The organism is Streptomyces sp. NBC_01352 (assembly GCF_036237295.1).
Classification (GTDB): domain Bacteria; phylum Actinomycetota; class Actinomycetes; order Streptomycetales; family Streptomycetaceae; genus Streptomyces; species Streptomyces plumbiresistens.
The window spans coordinates 1,457,432-1,473,477 of the sequence record NZ_CP108354.1 but is presented as its reverse complement, the minus strand read 5'-3'; the positions used below and the strand labels follow the sequence as shown (position 1 = coordinate 1,473,477).

General features: G+C 73.0%; 11 protein-coding genes and 2 pseudogenes. 8 read left to right on the top strand and 5 right to left on the bottom strand.

Annotated elements, in window-relative coordinates; translation table 11 throughout:
- Positions 1-36: 36 nt before the first annotated feature.
- Positions 37-723 (top strand): annotated as a pseudogene (locus tag OG252_RS07075) (LuxR C-terminal-related transcriptional regulator); the annotation flags it as partial.
- Here the strand turns inward: OG252_RS07075 and OG252_RS52290 are convergent.
- The 4 genes from OG252_RS52290 to lanKC all read right to left on the bottom strand — a co-directional run bounded on the left by OG252_RS52290 (position 646) and on the right by lanKC (position 7,084).
- On the bottom strand, positions 646-2,502 hold the full coding sequence (locus tag OG252_RS52290; RefSeq protein ID WP_443068391.1) for an ATP-binding cassette domain-containing protein: 1,857 nt from the start codon (positions 2,500-2,502) through the stop codon (positions 646-648). The pseudogene OG252_RS07075 and the gene OG252_RS52290 sit on opposite strands and share 78 nt — an antisense overlap.
- The gene (locus OG252_RS07065; protein WP_329334529.1) at positions 2,499-4,211 is read right to left on the bottom strand and encodes an ABC transporter ATP-binding protein; all 1,713 of its coding nucleotides are present in this window, start codon (positions 4,209-4,211) and stop codon (positions 2,499-2,501) included. Before OG252_RS07065 ends, OG252_RS52290 begins: the two co-directional genes overlap by 4 nt.
- Before the next feature lie 95 nt (positions 4,212-4,306).
- On the bottom strand, positions 4,307-4,423 hold the full coding sequence (locus OG252_RS07060) for a SapB/AmfS family lanthipeptide (protein ID WP_329334527.1): 117 nt from the start codon (positions 4,421-4,423) through the stop codon (positions 4,307-4,309).
- A 57-nt stretch (positions 4,424-4,480) separates the two neighbouring features.
- Entirely contained in the window at positions 4,481-7,084 is a 2,604-nt protein-coding gene (gene lanKC / locus OG252_RS07055) for a class III lanthionine synthetase LanKC (RefSeq protein WP_329334525.1), read from the bottom strand.
- A 188-nt stretch (positions 7,085-7,272) separates the two neighbouring features.
- Between lanKC and OG252_RS07050 the strand changes: the two genes are divergently transcribed.
- The 7 genes and pseudogenes from OG252_RS07050 to OG252_RS07020 all read left to right on the top strand — a co-directional run bounded on the left by OG252_RS07050 (position 7,273) and on the right by OG252_RS07020 (position 13,686).
- Positions 7,273-9,729 (top strand): SpoIIE family protein phosphatase, encoded by a 2,457-nt coding sequence (locus OG252_RS07050; RefSeq protein WP_266451200.1) that lies wholly within the window; start codon positions 7,273-7,275, stop codon positions 9,727-9,729.
- Positions 9,730-9,786: 57 nt separating this feature from the next.
- On the top strand, positions 9,787-10,206 hold the full coding sequence (locus OG252_RS07045; protein ID WP_266451201.1) for a CBS domain-containing protein: 420 nt from the start codon (positions 9,787-9,789) through the stop codon (positions 10,204-10,206).
- Positions 10,207-10,370: 164 nt separating this feature from the next.
- Positions 10,371-10,550 carry a hypothetical protein gene (locus OG252_RS07040; RefSeq protein ID WP_266451202.1) on the top strand — a complete coding sequence of 60 codons (180 nt, stop codon included), beginning with the start codon at positions 10,371-10,373 and terminating at the stop codon, positions 10,548-10,550.
- Positions 10,551-10,623: 73 nt separating this feature from the next.
- Positions 10,624-11,691, top strand: coding sequence for a glucose-1-phosphate thymidylyltransferase (locus tag OG252_RS07035; protein ID WP_266451203.1), 1,068 nt, complete (start codon positions 10,624-10,626; stop codon positions 11,689-11,691).
- Positions 11,688-12,680 carry a dTDP-glucose 4,6-dehydratase gene (rfbB, locus tag OG252_RS07030; RefSeq protein ID WP_329334521.1) on the top strand — a complete coding sequence of 331 codons (993 nt, stop codon included), beginning with the start codon at positions 11,688-11,690 and terminating at the stop codon, positions 12,678-12,680. The genes OG252_RS07035 and rfbB overlap by 4 nt, the downstream gene beginning before the upstream one ends.
- Before the next feature lie 23 nt (positions 12,681-12,703).
- Positions 12,704-12,896, top strand: a pseudogene (locus OG252_RS07025) (dTDP-4-dehydrorhamnose reductase); the annotation flags it as partial.
- Positions 12,883-13,686 carry a class I SAM-dependent methyltransferase gene (locus OG252_RS07020; protein WP_266451206.1) on the top strand — a complete coding sequence of 268 codons (804 nt, stop codon included), beginning with the start codon at positions 12,883-12,885 and terminating at the stop codon, positions 13,684-13,686. The pseudogene OG252_RS07025 and the gene OG252_RS07020, both read left to right, overlap by 14 nt.
- A gap of 318 nt (positions 13,687-14,004) precedes the next feature.
- Here OG252_RS07020 and OG252_RS07015 read toward each other — a convergent pair whose 3' ends face one another.
- Complete coding sequence (locus OG252_RS07015; RefSeq protein WP_329334517.1) at positions 14,005-15,975, bottom strand: glycosyltransferase family 2 protein; 1,971 nt, start codon at positions 15,973-15,975, stop codon at positions 14,005-14,007.
- Positions 15,976-16,046: the final 71 nt, after the last annotated feature.

Genomic DNA, 16,046 nt, shown 5'->3' with positions numbered 1-16,046 from the left:
GGTGAAGCCGCCCGGGTACCCCGTCCGCCCCCGCCCATGCCCCCACAGTCGATGCGCGAGGCGGCGAACGAGCGCCGCGCGTGCGCCCCCGCGCATCCCGATGGCCGGTTCTCCGCGCCCACGAACGGTCACGGACGCGAACAATGGGGCACGCGCTCAACACATGGAACCGGTGTACGGCGAGCTGAAGGGGCGGCAGTGATCCGGGTGCTTCTGGTCCACGACGAGTGTCTGGTCCGATCGGTCCTGGCGGAGTGGCTCCGCGGGGAACCCGACCTGAGGGTGTACGACACCCCGTGGCGCGGCGCATCCGGCCGCGTCAGGTCCGTACGGCCGGACGTCTGCGCGGCCGACCTGGAGTGCGCGGACGCCTACGGCATCCCGCCGCTCGGCGACCTCTGCGCTCGCGGGCAGGACCCGGCGCACTCCCGGCTGCTCGTGCTGGCCGGCGCGAACAGGCCCGGCCTGCTGAAACGCGCCGTCGAGGCGGGGGCGCTCGGCTATGTCGGCAAGGAGGGCTCGCCGCAGAGCCTGGTGCGCGGGATCCGCAGCGTCGCCGAGGGGGAACGTTTCGTCGACGACTCGCTCGGCTTCGGTTTCCTCAAGGCCGCGCAGATGCCGCTGACCCGCAGAGAACTCAGCGTGTTATCCCTGGCCGCCGAGGGGGCCTCGGTCGCGGAGATCGCCGGGAGCCTGCACCTGTCCCACGGGACCGTGCGCAACTACATGGCGGCCATCACCCGCAAGACCGGGGCCCGCAACCGCGTCGACGCGATCCGCATCTCGCAGGGCGAGGGCTGGCTGTGACCTCGCGGACGGTACGGGCGTCCAGCCGCCGACGAGATCCCGGTACGGCGCGCAGCCCCGGACCAGCTCGTCATGCGTCCCGTACGCCGTGCGCCTGCCGTCCATCACCAGCACCCGGTCGGCCCGTCGCGCCGAGCTGATCCGGTGGGCGACGACGACCAGCGTGCCGCCCGGCCGGGCCGCGAAGGCCCGTTCGGCGCGTTCCTCCGCCACCGGGTCCAGGTGACAGGTCGCCTCGTCGAGCAGGGCGACCGGGGCGGGGGACAGATATGCCCGCGTCAGCGCGATCAGCTGCCGCTCACCCGAGGAGAGGGCCGCCGGGTCCACCGGCGCCGAGGGCCCCCCGAGAGCTTCGAGCAGCGGAGTGAGCCCGACCGCCTCCGCCGCGGTGAGCAGCTCCGCCTCGGGCACGGGGTCGGGCCGCAGATGCCCGAGGTTCTCGGCAAGGGTGCCGGTGAAGACGTACGCCTCCTGCGGGATCAGCACCCGCCGGGCAGCCGCCTCCGCCACCGGCAGCCCGCAGACCCTGATCGTGCCGTCCCGCGGCTGGAGCAGCCCGGCGAGCAGCGCGGTGAGCGTGGATTTGCCGATGCCGCTGGGGCCCACGACGGCCAGGTGGGCGCCGGTCGGCAGGGTGAGGTCGAGGTCGTCGATGACGGGGGCGGCGGCGGGGCCGTAGGCGAAGGTGACGGAGGTGAGGGAGAGGGCGGGGGCCTCGGGGGTGGGTTCCGGACCGGACCGCGCACAAGGTGCGGCGTCCGACGTGCCGGCCGGCTCACGCACCAGCCGCCGCAGCACCACCACGAGCCGTGAGCCGCTCGTGCCCAGGCCGTGGACCAGGTTGCGCAGGGCGGGGAGCAGGGACTGGGTGACGTAGGCGAGGGCGCCGACCAGAGCGCCCGTGGTGACTCCGTGGGCGAGGAGCCAGGGTGCCGCGACGAGGAGCAGGACGATCGGGAGTTGGCCGCCGACCGCGAGGGAGGCCACGCGCAGGACGTTCCAGCGGGCGAGGGACCGGGCGGTCCGGAACTCCGCGTCGATCCGGCGCCCGGTGTCGGTGGCGACCCGTGCCTCCGCGCCGGCCGCGGTGATGTCCCGCAGGCCCGGGCAGACGGCGCCGAGGTCGTCGGCCAGGGCCTCGTCCGCGACGAGGAACGCCTCCTGCCGACGGGCCAGCGGACGCAGCGTCGCCGCGAACAGGGCCACCCCGGCCAGCAGCGGAGGCCCGACGACCAGCAGGAGCAGCGGGTCGAGCGAGAACAGGCCGACCAGGGCGCCGACGGCGGTGAACAGGAACGAACGCGACACCATCACCAGCCCGGCGAACGTGTCCCGCGCGATCTCCACCTGCTGGGTGAGCCCGGACAGCGCCCCGCCGTCCGCCTCCCGCACCCCACGCGCGACGACCCGGGCGACGAGCCGGTCCCGGAGCGGTTCCACCAGCGCGGCCACGGCGGCGTACACCCGGGCCGTGCCGTACGCACCGAGGACCACCCCGAGCCCGGCCACTGCGAGCCAGCCGAGCCCGGCCTCCGGGCGACCGGCCAGGAAGCCCTCGTCCAGGGCGCGGGCGGGCGCGTACCCGGTGAGGAAGGTCTGCCCGGTCTCCAGCACCGACCAGCCGCCGAGCCGGACCAGGACCCGCCACCGACCTCGCAGGAAACGGATCCCGAGCCGGGAGATCTGTCCGGTCACGACGGGCCCTCCTCGGTGGACTGCCCGCTCTCCCCGAACACCGCCCGGTACCCCGCGTCCCGCCACAGCTCCTCGTGCGGACCCACCGCCCGCACCCGCCCCCCGTCCAGCCACGCCACCGCGTCCGCGCGGGCCGCCGTGGCCGCCCGGTGGGCGATCAGGAGCCGGGTGCCGCACCGGCCGCCGCTCACCAGCGCCTGCGTGATGTGCGCCTCCGTCACCGTGTCGAGGCTGGAGAGGGCGTCGTCGAGGATCAGCAGGCGGCCGCCGTGGGCGAACGCCCGTGCCAGACCGAGGCGTTGGGACTCGCCGCCGGAGCGCGGAGCGTCGGCGCACAGCGTGTTGTAGCCCCGGGGCAGGCGGCGGACGAAGTCGTCCGCGTGGGCCGTGCGGGCGGCCTCCCGGATGCGGGCGGGGGAGGGGGACGCCGGGCCGAGACCGATCGCGTCCTCGACGGTGCCCGTCAGCAGCGCGGGCCGTTCGAAGGCGTGGCCGACCGCGCGGCGCAGCTCGTCATGGGTCAGTTCGCGCAGCGGCATCCCGTCGAGGAGGACCTCTCCGGCGTCCGGGTCGGCGAGCCGCCCGGCGACCGCGGCGAGCAGCGACTTGCCCGCGCCCGCCCGGCCGACCACCGCGAGTGTCGTCCCGCCGGGTACGACGAGGTCGACCCCGTCGAGCACGGCCCGCCCGCCGCGCCGGGCGGTGACCCCGCGCAGTTCCAGCCGGCCCGGCCCCGGAGGCAGCCGGAGCGGGCCGTGGGCGGGGGCGGGCTCGGTCAGGACCTCGGCGAGGCGTCCGGCCGCCGCGCGGGCCCGGGCGAGCCCGGCCAGCTGTCCGACCAGCACGCCGACCCCGGCCGCGAGGACCGCGTAGCGCCAGGCGGCGAGCACCTCGCCGACAGACAGCCGGTGCCGGGTGAGCAGCACGCCGGCCACGGCCACGACCGAGAGCTGGAGCAGGGGTGCCACGGCGACGGCCTGGCCGGCCGCGCGGCCCTGTACCTGCCACATGCGGTGGCCGGCCCCGGACAGTTCGGGCAGCGGCCGCAGGATCCGCGCGGTCTCCCGGTCCGCCGTACCGGCCGCCGCGACGGTGCGATGTCCGCCGATCGCCTCCGCGAGCGCGGACGCCATCCGCCCCTGCACCTCCTGGTAGCGCGTCACGCACTCCGAGGTGTTCCGGGACAGGGTCCGCAGCAGCAGCGCCAGCACCGGCATGCCGGCGAGGAACACCCCCGCGAGCCACGGGTCGATCAGGGCCAGGGCCACGACGCCGCCGACCGGTCCGGCGAGCGCGGCGACCAGCGTGGCGCGCGCGGCCGGTGCCGTCCCGGCCTGCGCGGCGTTGCCGACGAGACGGGCGACGAGGTCGCCGGGCCCGAAGCGGGCGGCGGCCCGTGGGCCCACATCGAGGACGTGCCCGGTCAGCCGTCGGCGCAGCCACGCGGTGGTCCGGGCGTCGACCGTGCCGCTCAGCACGGTCTGGCACGCGTCGAGCAGGGCCAGCAGCAGGACCAGCCCGGCGCAGTACAGCACCCAGTGGGTCGCCGTGGCCTCGGCCAGCAGCAGGTCCAGGGCCCGGCCCAGGGCCGCCGGCAGCAGCAGACCGGCGCCGGTCGCGGCCGTGCTCACCAGGCACAGGGCCACGCAGTGGACGCGGATGTGCCGGGCGGCCGGTGTCGCCGGGTCGGGTTGGGCATGGGTCGTCATACGGCTGCGCCTCACATCCGGGGCGGTGCGCAGGACCCCGGACGGCCTCTCCCTCGCGGGAGCGGACCGCCCGGGGCCGGGGCGCGCGGTGTCCGTCAGAGACAGAGCGTGATGCTGGCCGCGCTGACGCAGGACAGCAGGCTGAGTGTGCTGTTGCCGGCGCCGTCGGTGCGCTCTTCGGGCTCCATCGTCTGCAGGTCGAGAAGTGCCATCTCGTGTCCTTCCTCTAGGTCGTCCACCCGTGGGGACGGGGTTGGGTCACGACTCCGTCAGGTCGCGGAGCCGCGTTCGGTGGGCCGCCCGAGCGGCGGCAGGAACGGCAGGTGTGCGGCGGGCCGGGCGTCGAGGGCCGCGCCGAGCGCGAGCAGGCACCCTGCCGTTCCGGTGCCCAGGTCCATCGACAGCCGCATCATCTGGTGCCCGGGGAAGGCCAGTTGGCCCTGGTAGGACATCGCGAACCAGCCGAGCCCGGCGATCTGCTCGCCGAGCCGTTCGTGGTCGGCGCCGGGCGCGGTGGTGCGGGCGAGGTGCAGGATCATTCCGGCGCGGCCCTGGAAGAGACCGGGCTGCGCGTAGAAGCGGGAGGTGGCGGCGGTCAGGACGCCGGCGCGGGCCCTGTCGAACGCCCCGGTGTCGTCGACGGCGTGGGCGAGGTAGTCGTCGAGGACCATCCCGAGACCCGCGCTGCCTTCGCCGAGGTACGGCAGCGTCCGCCAGCCCTCGTCGACCTCCAGCGAACCGCCCTCGTGGGTCACGCAGCACTCCAGGTCCCGGCGCAGCGCAGCGCCGGCCGCCGCCAGCAGCTCCGGCTCGCCGGTCAGCTCGTACTGCCGCAGCAGGCACAGCGCGGGCCCGGTCCACCCCCGCAGCAGCCCGGCCCGACGCCGAGGCGTGGCGGGAGGCGGCTGAGCGAGTCGTCGTACGAGAATCCGCGCGGCCTCGGCGGCCCGCTCGGCGAGCTCCTTCTCCCCGGTCGCGCGGGCCAGGTCGGCCAGGACCAGGCCGAGCCCGGCCAGTCCGCCGTGCAGGTCGGAGGAGAGGTTCTGCCAGCGCTCCTCGAGGATGCCGTCGATCAGGTCCAGGGCCCGCTGCCGGTGGCCGAGCCGGTCCAGGACGTGGGCGACGCCCGCGAGACCGTCGTAGAGGCCGAGCGGGGTGCCGACCGGCGCCGGGGCGGTGTGGTCGAGCAGCCAGCGCTCGCCCTCCTCGTACCGCTCGGCGCCGACCGCCTCCAGCGCGTACAGCACACCGGCCGCACCGTGCGCGAGGCCGAGCCCGCCGCCGTCGGAGAACTGGGTGATGTCGCCGGGGAAGAGCCGGTCGTCGCGCTCCGGGGTGGCGGAGGCGAGGAGTGCCTTGACCATGGAGTCGCGGCTGTAGGGCCAGTCGCCGGGCTCGACGAAGGAGACCGGTGGCGACGACGGCCGCGCCGCCACGTCCCGCGTGATCTCCGTGACCGCCTCGTCAAGGAACTCCTTCGGTACGTCCGGGAACTGGTGGGCGATGACCTCCGCCAGGTGGGCCGCCTTGCCGCGGTCCACCACGAACAGCGTGGTGACGGGCAGGAAGAGGGCGAGTCGGAGGCAGGCCAGTGCGTACCGGTCGACGTCGAGGCCCGTGCGGTCCGGCGGGGCGAAGTATCCGGGGTGGGCCACGACCTGCCGGCCCTGTTCGCTGACGGGGGCCGCGGCCTCGAAGTCGAGCAGGGACACCGACTCCTCGTCGGGGCCGACCATGATGTTGAAGACATGCAGGTCGTTGAAGACGATCCCGCGCGCGTGCACCGCCTCCACCGCCCGCTCCACGGCGCCGTGGATACGCACCGCCCACGCCGAGTAGGCGGCCACCGCCGCCGGATCCGGGTCCGGGGTGAGCAGCGGATGCCGCTCGGCGAAGAAGGAGTTGAGCGTCCGCCCCTCCAGCAAGTCCATCACCAGGAAACGGTGGTCGCCGAGCGTGAACCAGTCCCGCACCTCAGGCACCACACCGGTCCCCGACACCTGCTCCAGGGCGTACTTCTCCCGTTCGAGGCGGGCGATCGCGTCGGCTCCGTCGGAGGCCAGCCCCGCGTGCGGCCGCCCCTCCTTGAGGACGACCTTGCTGCCGTCCCGGATGTCGGTGCCCGCGTAGACCCCTCCGCCGTTGGAGAAGTGCAGCGCCTTCTCGATCCGGTAGGGCAGCTCGCCCACCGTGGTGGTGTTGCGCGCCGCCAGATGCGGCTCCAGGAAGGCCGGCAGCGTCACCCACTGGGGCACCTGGAAGGACGGCGCCCGCCGGTCCGGCACCAGCCGCCCCTCGCCGTCCCGCACCGCCGGCACCAGCGAACCGCGCTCGTCGACGACGAAGGTGCGGGCGAAAGCGCCGTAGCGGACGTAGAGCGGACCGTCGTACCAGCGCAGGTCGGTCAGGATGTACGGACCCTCGAAGCCCTCCAGGAGCTCGCCCAGCTCGCGCAGCACCTCGTGCAGCCGCGCCTCGTCGGCCGGATAGACGGTGACGAACTTGCCGCTGCTGTCGCGGCCCGCGTACTTGGTGTTGCGCAGGTGCAGCAGCTGCGGGCCCGGTACGAACTTGAACGGGATGCGGCGGGGCACGCAGTAGTCCCACACGATCGCGGCGATCTTCTCCGCGTTCGCCCCGGTGGCCGAGGCGTGGATCTTCCAGCCCTGGGCCGGGCCCGCCATCGGTGAGCCGTCCGGGCCGAGCGGCGTCAGGGTCAGCCAGTCGCCGATCCGTGCCGCGTCCCAGTCCTCGGGCACCGCGCGCCGCGCCGACTCGTACAGCGGCGCCCGGCGGCCCTCCGCGGACAGCCGGTCCGGCGTCTCGTAGAAGTGTCTGTCGGCGAGTGCGTACACCTCGTAGCGCTTGTCCATGCGTCCCCCTCCGTGGAACCGGCACCGAGCCTTCCAGTGGGTCCGCGGGCACGGACAGTCACGCCTGTCACGAGCTCACCGTGCGGAACGCATGCGTAAAGACTTGTTCGAGGAGTTTCGAGCACGGAGCCGCCCGTGGCTGCACCGAACGGTCACAGGGGCTGCGCAGGTGCCCCATAAGCGTTGTAATGGCGGACGTGGTCAGTGAGGGCGCGGCGGGACGCGGAACGAGAACGCTGCGCGCCGAAATCGCCCTCGCCTCGCTCAGGGACGAGCAGGACTCCCCCGAACGGCTGCGTCGCGTCCTCGAACAGGCGCTCGTCTTCGCGCGGGCGACCTTCGCCGCCGTGTACACCCCGGGCGAGGGCGGCGACCAGCTCTGCCTGGTCGAGTCGGCCGGCGTGCCCAGGAGGCTGTACGGGCTGCGCGACACCTACGCCCGCTCCGGCCGCTCCCCGGCGGCCGACGCCCTGCGCGACGCACGGCCCGTGTGGCTCGGCCCCGAGGAGCTCGCGGCCTGCGCCGAGTCCCGGCGGGCACCCGCGCGGGAGTTCCACCTGGCGGCCCTCCCCACGCACGGCGACGCCCCCGCGGCCTGCCTGCTCGCGGTCAGCGAGGACCCGGCCGGCTTCGACACCGACGGCCGCAAGTGCCTCGAACTGATCGCCGACGCCGTCGACGTCCCCGCCCCGGGCGAGCGAACCGAGGGCGGCGAGCTGTCCGCGGGCGCCTTCAGCCTCGCCATGGACACCGGCCGCGTCGAGGTCGGCGGCGAGATCCTGGAGCTGTTCGGTATCGGCCCCGACGAGTTCGACGGCAAGGTCGAGACCCTGCTCGGCCTGACCGTGCCGGAGGACCTCCCCTCGCTGATGTCCGTGGTGGAGGCCGACCACATGTCCATCGGCGAGCGCGAACTCGAGTTCCGGGTCCTGCAGCCCACCGGACCACCCAGATGGCTCAGGCTGCGCGGCCATCTCCTGCCCGGCGGCGACGGCCGCCCGGCACGGCTCGTGGGCACTGTCGCCGACGCCTCCACACTGCGCTCCGACGTCACCGACGTGGCCCGGGTCCAGCGCCTGGCCGCCGCCCTCGCCATCGCGGGCACCGTCCGTGACGTCAGCCAGGCCGTCGTCTCCGCCCTGCGCGGACCGCTGCGGGCCGACCGGATCGCCCTCGCCGAGCTGGAGGGCGACCGGCTCGTCGTCACCGTCCTCGACCCGCCCGAACCGGAGTTCTGGCCCGAGCTGTGGCGCACCGAGTGGCGCTCCGAATGGCCCGACGCGCCCGTCCGCTCCATGCCCACCCTCGCCGCCGCCCTGCGCGAGGGCCGCGCCCAGATCTGGCCCGCCGGCACCGCCCTGGAACCCGCCCTCGCCGAGGTCGGCCCCGGAGGCCTCGCCGTGCTGCCGCTGCCCGGAGTCGGCCGCATGGCCGGCGCCTGTCTCATCGGCTGGGACACCCCGCACGACTTCGGCCCCGACGAACGCGCCCTGCTCACCGCCTCCGCGGGCCTCGCCGGGCAGGCCCTGATGCGCGCCCACGCCTTCGACGCCGAGCACGAACTCGTCGGCATGCTCCAGCGCCAGCTGCTGCCACGCCGCCTGCCCAAACTGCCCGGCGCGGTCGCCGTCGCCCGCTACCTGCCGAGCACGGCCGGCCTCGAACTCGGCGGCGACTGGTACGACGTGATCCCGCTGCCCGACAACCACGTCGCCCTCGTCATCGGCGACGTCCAGGGCCACAGCGCGGGCGCCGCCACCCTCATGGGCCAGATGCGCACCGCCCTGCGCGCCTACGCCGTCGAGGGCCACCCCCCGGACGTGGTCGTCTCCCACGCCAACCGCCTCCTCATGGACATGGAGACCGACCTCTTCGCCACCTGCGCCTACGTCGACGTCGACCTGGAGGAGGGCTCCGCCTGGTACGTGCGCGCCGGACACCTCCCGCCGGTGCTGCGTCACCCGGACGGCGGCACCGAGATCCCCGAGGCGGACGGTGGCCCGCCGCTCGGCGTGGTGCGGCAGGCAGACTTCCCGATGAGCCCGCTGCGGCTGCCACCCGGCACGGTGCTCGCCCTGACCACGGACGGCCTGGTCGAGTCCCACGAGGCCGACATCGACGAGGGCATGGACCGCTTCGCCCACGAACTGGCCGTCTCCGACCCCGCCCACCTCGGACTCGTCGCCGACGCCCTGCTCGGCAACGCCCGCCGCAGCGACGACGTCGCCCTGCTCCTGCTGCGCTACGACGGCATGGCCGTGCGCCCGCAGCGCGAGGGCTGGACCGTGTGGCGCGTCCCCCAGGCCGTCGGGCAGGCCCGCCGCTTCACCCGCCGCACCCTGCGCAGCTGGGGCGTCCCGGCCGATGCCATGGACGCCGTCCTGCTCGTCGTCTCCGAGCTCGTCACCAACGCCCTCGTCCACACCGACGGCAGGGTCCGCCTGGACCTCATGCGCATCAACCACCGGCTGCGCGTCGCCGTCGCCGACTCCTCCGCGCGCACCCCCGTCAAGCCGACCAGCATCGGCTGGGAGGCCACCGGCGGCCGCGGCATCCTGCTCGTCGAGGCCATGTCGACGACGTGGGGGACCGTGCCCGTCAGCGGCGGCAAGCAGGTGTGGAGCGAGATCCCGCTGGAGGGGTGACGACGGCCCGCTCACCGGGGTACCCGGGGCAGGGAACCCCGAGCAGAGAGGCATGCCATGACCCAGCACGTCAGCGACATCATGACCAGCGCTCCGGTCACCGTGGAACCGCAGACCTCCGTGACGGCGGTGGCCCGGATCATGCGCGACCGGGACCTGGGAGCCGTCATCGTCACGGACGGCGACGAACTGCGCGGCCTGGTCACCGACCGCGACCTGGTGGTCCGCTCGCTCGCCGAGGGCGGCGACCCCGAGCAGATCACCGTGGCCGGCGCCTGCAGCGACGACCTGGTCATCCTGACCCCCGAGGACGACGTGGACCACGCCGTCGAGCTCATGCGTGAGCACGCCGTACGCCGCCTCCCGGTCGTCGAGGGCGGCCGCCCCGTCGGCATCGTCGCCCTGGCCGACCTGGCGATGGAACGCGACCCCGATTCGGCCCTGGGCGACATCAGTGCCGCCCGTCCGAACACCTGAGGACGACAGCCCGCACAAAAGTGCGACCGGTGCCCCGCAAGGGGGGGGCACCGGTTTGCTCGTACGGCCGCAGGGGACTCGGTGGCTCAGCACGGAGGGACGGAGCGCCCCGGCCCCGCGGGAGGGTGAGGGCAGTACCGGACGCAGAAAGAAGATGAAACGCCGTGAGTGCGCAGACCAGTGAGAAGCCCGTTGCCCGTAGGCCCGAGACCGGCTGGTCGAGGGCCCGCCGCCTGCGCGGCGAGCGCATCCTGCGAACCTGCCTGCCCGCGTTGGCGGACGAAAGCACCCAGCGCGTGGCGCAGCCGGGAGCCGAGGGAAACATCTTCAGGGGCGAGGACTGACCGCTGTGCTGTGGCCGTAACGCGCGCGCCACGCGGTCGCCATGGTCCGTTCGACCGGGCTATGGTGACGCAGATGAAGGCTCTCGTGTTGTCCGGCGGCGCCGGTACACGGTTGAGGCCGATCACACATACGTCGGCCAAACAGCTGGTGCCCGTTGCTAACAAAGCTGTCCTCTTCTACGGCCTGGAATCGATCGCCGAGGCCGGTATCACCGACGTCGGAGTGGTCGTCGGCGACACCGCCGCCGAGATCGAGGAAGCGGTCGGCGACGGCTCGAAGTTCGGGCTGGACATCACCTACATCCCCCAGGAAAGACCCCTCGGCCTCGCCCACGCGGTGCTGATCGCACAGGACTATCTGGGTGACGACGACTTCGTGATGTACCTGGGCGACAACTTCATCGTCGGCGGCATCACCGGCCTCGTCGACGAGTTCCGCGCGCACCGGCCCGACGCCCAGATCCTGCTCACCCACGTCCCGGACCCCCGCTCCTTCGGCGTCGCCGAACTCGACCCGCAGGGCCGGGTGATGAGTCTGGAGGAGAAGCCGGAACACCCCAGGAGCGATCTCGCCCTGGTCGGGGTGTACCTGTTCACTCCCGCCATCCATCAGGCGGTGCGCGCCATCGAGCCGTCCTGGCGCGGCGAGTTGGAGATCACGCACGCCATCCAGCACCTCATCGACGTCCGCGCCGACGTACGTTCCACCGTCATCCAGGGCTACTGGAAGGACACCGGGAACGTCGAGGACATGCTGGAGGTCAACCGCAGGGTCCTGGAGACCATGGACCCCCGGATCGACGGCGAGGTGGACGACGAGTCCGAGACCATCGGGCGAGTCGTGGTGGAGGAGGGGGCGCGCATCGTGCGGTCACGTGTCGTCGGCCCCGTCGTCGTCGGCGCCGGAAGCCTGGTCAGCGACTCCTACGTCGGACCCTTCACCTCCATCGCGGAGAACTGCCGTGTCACCGACAGCGAGGTGGAGTTCTCCATCGTGCTGCGGGACTCCTCGATCGACGGTGTCGGCCGGGTCGAGTCCTCGCTCATCGGCCGCCACGTCGAGGTGACCCCGGCACCCAGCGTCCCCAGCGCCCACCGTCTCGTCCTCGGAGACCACAGCAAGGTGCAGATCCACTCATGAACCTCCTCGTCACCGGTGCCGCCGGGTTCATCGGCTCCACCTACGTGCGCACGCTGCTGGCAGGCGACGCGCCCGAAGCGGCCGACGCACCCCGTGTCACCGTGCTCGACAAGCTCACCTACGCCGGCACCCTCGACAACCTCGAACTCGACCATCCCCGTCTGGAGTTCGTCCAGGGCGATATCCGCGACGCGGAACTCGTCGACAAGCTGATGGCCGAGGCCGACCAGGTCGTCCACTTCGCCGCCGAGTCGCACGTCGACCGCTCGATCACCGGCGCGGACGACTTCGTGCTCACCAACGTGGTCGGCACCCAGACCCTGTTGGACGCGGCCCTGCGGCACGACGCGGCACCCTTCGTACACATTTCCACCGACGAGGTCTACGGCTCCGTCGAGACCGGCGCGGCCACGGAGGAGGACCTGCTGCGGCCCAGCTCGCCGTACTCCGCCTCCAAGGCGTCGTCCGACCTGCTCGCCCTCGCCTACCACCACACCCACGGCCTGGACGTCCGCGTCACCCGCTGCTCCAACAACTACGGCCCGCACCAGTTCCCCGAGAAGGTCGTCCCGCTCTTCATCACCAACCTCCTCGACGGGAAGAACGTCCCGCTGTACGGCGAGGGCCTCAACGTCCGTGACTGGCTGCACGTCGAGGACCACTGCCAGGGCGTCGACCTCGTGCGCACCAAGGGCCGCGCGGGCGAGGTCTACAACATCGGCGGCGGCACCGAACTGAGCAACACGGAGCTGACCGGCCTGCTGCTGGAGGCCTGCGGGGCCGACCGGGACCGCGTCGACCGGGTCGCCGACCGCAAGGGCCACGACCTGCGCTACGCCGTCGACTGGTCCAAGGCCCGCACCGAACTCGGCTACCACCCCCGGCACGACTTCACGGTCGGCCTCGCCGCCACCGTCGCCTGGTACCGGGACAACCGCGCCTGGTGGGAGCCGCTCAAACGGCGAGCCGCACTCCAGGGCGCGTCATGAGCCGGCCGCTCACCGGCGCGGGCGGCATACCCCACCCCACCGACTCCGGCGAGGCCACCTGGTACGACCCGGCCCGTGAGGCGTTGCGTCTCCTCGGCGCCGACCCCGACCGGGTGCGCCCCGTCGGCAGCGAGGCCCCCGGGCCCGCACCCCGCATCACCCTGCACAACGCCCTTCCCCGGATCCGCAAGGAGTCCCCTGCGTGAAACGCCATGAGTTCCTGCGGGAGCTGCACAAGGTCAGCGCCAACCGCAACTACCTCGAAATCGGGGTCAACGACGGCCGCAGTCTCGCCCTGTCCCGCGTCCCCAGCATCGCGATCGACCCCGCGTTCAAGGTGGTCACCGAGATCCGGTGCGACGTCCACCTGGTGAAGGCCACCAGCGACGACTTCTTCGCCCGGGCCAACCCGCTCGGCCACCTCAAGGGCGGCCGTCACCCGGTGCGCAACCTGCGCCGCGGCCGCAGTCCGATCGGCTACTGGCGGCGCACCACCCTCGACCTGTCGTTCATCGACGGCATGCACCTGTTCGAGTTCGCGCTGCGCGACTTCATGAACGTGGAGAAGCACTCCGACTGGTCGAGCGTGATCGTCCTCGACGACATGCTGCCCCGCAACATCGACGAGGCCGCCCGCGACCGGCACACCGGCGCGTGGACGGGCGACGTCTACAAGGTCGCCGAGATCCTCGGCCGCTACCGCCCCGACCTGGTCACCGTCTTCGTCGACACCCAGCCCACCGGTCAGCTCGTCGTGTTCGGCGCCGACCCGGACAACACGGTGCTGCACGACAAGTACGACGAGATCATGGCCGAGTTCGACGTGCCGGACCCGCAGAAGGTCCCCGAGGCGATCCTGGAACGCGTCCGGGCGGTGCCGCCGAAGGACCTGCTGCAGGCGCCCTTCTGGGGCGCGCTGGCCAAGGCCCGCAACCTCGGCGTCGGCCGCTCCCGCGGCTGGGAGCCGCTGCGCACGGCCCTGGAGAAGGTCGCCGTCAGCCGCTGACGCCCGGGCCGCACAGGCCCTCGTAGAAGGCGGAGCAGGTCCGGTACGACAGTCAACGCCCCGGCCCGCTCCGCCTCCGCGAACGACCTCGGTCTTCAGTGTTCGTGCGCTGTCAGATCCTCCAGGCCCTGGCCCGGAAGGCGGCTTTCCAGCGGACCCGCCCGGCATGCGCCGTGCCCCGCGCGGCGGTCGCTGTACGGCGATGGGACCGTGCGGGCGCAGGACCGGATCGGTCCGCCTCGGCGATGCCCGTGCGGGTAGGCGAAGACCGAGGGTCCCGGCTTCCGGGAACTCTCGGTCTTCAGTGTTCGTGCGCTGTCAGGTCCTCCAGGCCCTGACCTGGGAGGCGGCTTTCCTGCGGACCCGGCCCAGTAGGTGCCGTGCCCCGCGTGACAGCCGCTGGACGGCACTGGGACCGGGCGGGCGCACCACCTGTACTCCGCCTCCGCTCACGCGCAGGGCCGGCGGGAGTGCCAGGAAGCGCGGCTCGGCGTCGGCGGGCGGGGCCGGGCTCAGCGCGATCCGCCAGAGCCCGCGCTTGAGGTCGGCGACGGGCAGTACGGCCTCCAGAAGCGCCCCGGAGCCGTCCGGGGACGGCGACAGCGTGCCGGGGATTTCGTGGCGGGCCGGGCCGGTGAGCCGCAGCAGCACATCGGTGTTGCCGGGCAGGTGCAGCGGCAGGGGCGCGCGGAGCCGGTCGCGGGTGACGGTGACGTCTTCGGCGGACACGCCCCCGAGACCCACCCGCTTGTCCGCGTTGTCGACGGCCAGGGCCAGGTTGGCGTGCGGGTCGGTCCAGTACGGCAGCACGACCCGGCCGGCCACCACACCGGCGGACGCGGCCGTCCGGTCCCTGCGGGGGCCCGGACGGACCGGACCCAGGCGGCAGTCCTTGGTCCAGCCGCCCAGCTTGACCCGGAGGAAGAAGTCCCACAGCCCGGCGCCCGGCGGGACGCCGTCGGCGGCGGTCGCCGGGTCCACGACGGCCGAGTTGCGCAGCACCAGGCGGACGCGCTCGCCGTTGTCCCCGACCGGGACGATCTCCCGGGTGACCTCGCCCGGCTGGAAGTACTGTGCGGAGGTGGCGCGTTCCCGCAGCAGCAGGTCCGCCGTGGCCGTGTGGAAACGGGCGACGCTGTCGGCCGCCACCCGGGAGATGGCGTCGGCGACGTCCCGGGGCGGATCGGCCGACGGGGTACCGGCCGGGTCGGACGGAAACGTCATCGGTTCACCGCCGACCGTGTATTCGACGGCGAAGTCGACGCGCAGCGTCCCGTCCTCCCACCGCACGCCCGCGGGCTCGGCCCTGAGGGCGACGGAGGCCTCCCACTCGGCGAACGCCACCACGTCCTCGTACCGGTCGGCGGCGATCAGCGCGGCGACGATCCGCTGTGTCGGCGGGAGCCCCGCCGCGACACCGGGCCCGAAGCGTTCGACGACGACTTTGTGGATCTCGTCGAACAGCTCCCTGCGGTAGTCCACGGGCAGCTTGAGCAGTCGTCGGCCGCGCATGCGCTCGACCATCTCGTTGCGCAGCCAGCGCCGCAGGAGCCGGTCGCGCAGCGGTCCCGGCTCGGTGTACTCCTCGACGACGTCGAGGGCCTCGCGGAGGTTCTTGAAGTACCCGCCCGGATCGAAGCGCTGGAACCCGGCGTTGGACGCGTCGTCCCGTCTGACGTGGTAGTAGCAGACGTAGTCGCTGAGCACGGAAACGTTACTCGCGCGCAAATACGCTTCTGTGACGAACACATGGTCCTCGAGGCGCCGCCTGCCCTCCGGGAACCTCAGCCCGATGTCGTCGAGGAACTTCCGGCGGAACATCTTGTGCGGGGTGAGGCTGTCGATCAGGGGGGCGTTCTCGACGGTGGCGCGCGGATGGTTGCGGCGGAACAACTCCACCGGAACCCCCCGGCCCTTGCCGGCCATCTTGCCGACGACGACGTCGGCGTCGTTGGCCACCCCGTAGTCGTACATGCGTTCAAGGGCCTCGTCGCCGAGGTAGTCGTCGTTGTCGACGAACATCACATACTCGCCCTCGGCTGCGGCGATGCCCACGTTGCGGGGCTTGCCGGACCAGCCGGAGTTCTCCTGGTGGACGACCGTCACCCGGGGGTGCTCGGCGGCCACCGCGTCGAGCCGGGCGGGCGTGCCGTCGGTGGAACCGTCGTCGACGAAGAGCACCTCGTACTCGTCGGGAGGCAGTGACTGTCTCAGCAACGAGGCGATGCAGTCCTCGATGTAGGCCCCGGGGTTGTAGACGGGAACGATGACGCTGACCTTCACCGGCATCGGGCTCCAGGCCCCCTCAGTTCGCTTGCCGTGGGTGTCGCTGGTACGCGTTGGCAGATGCTAACGCCACC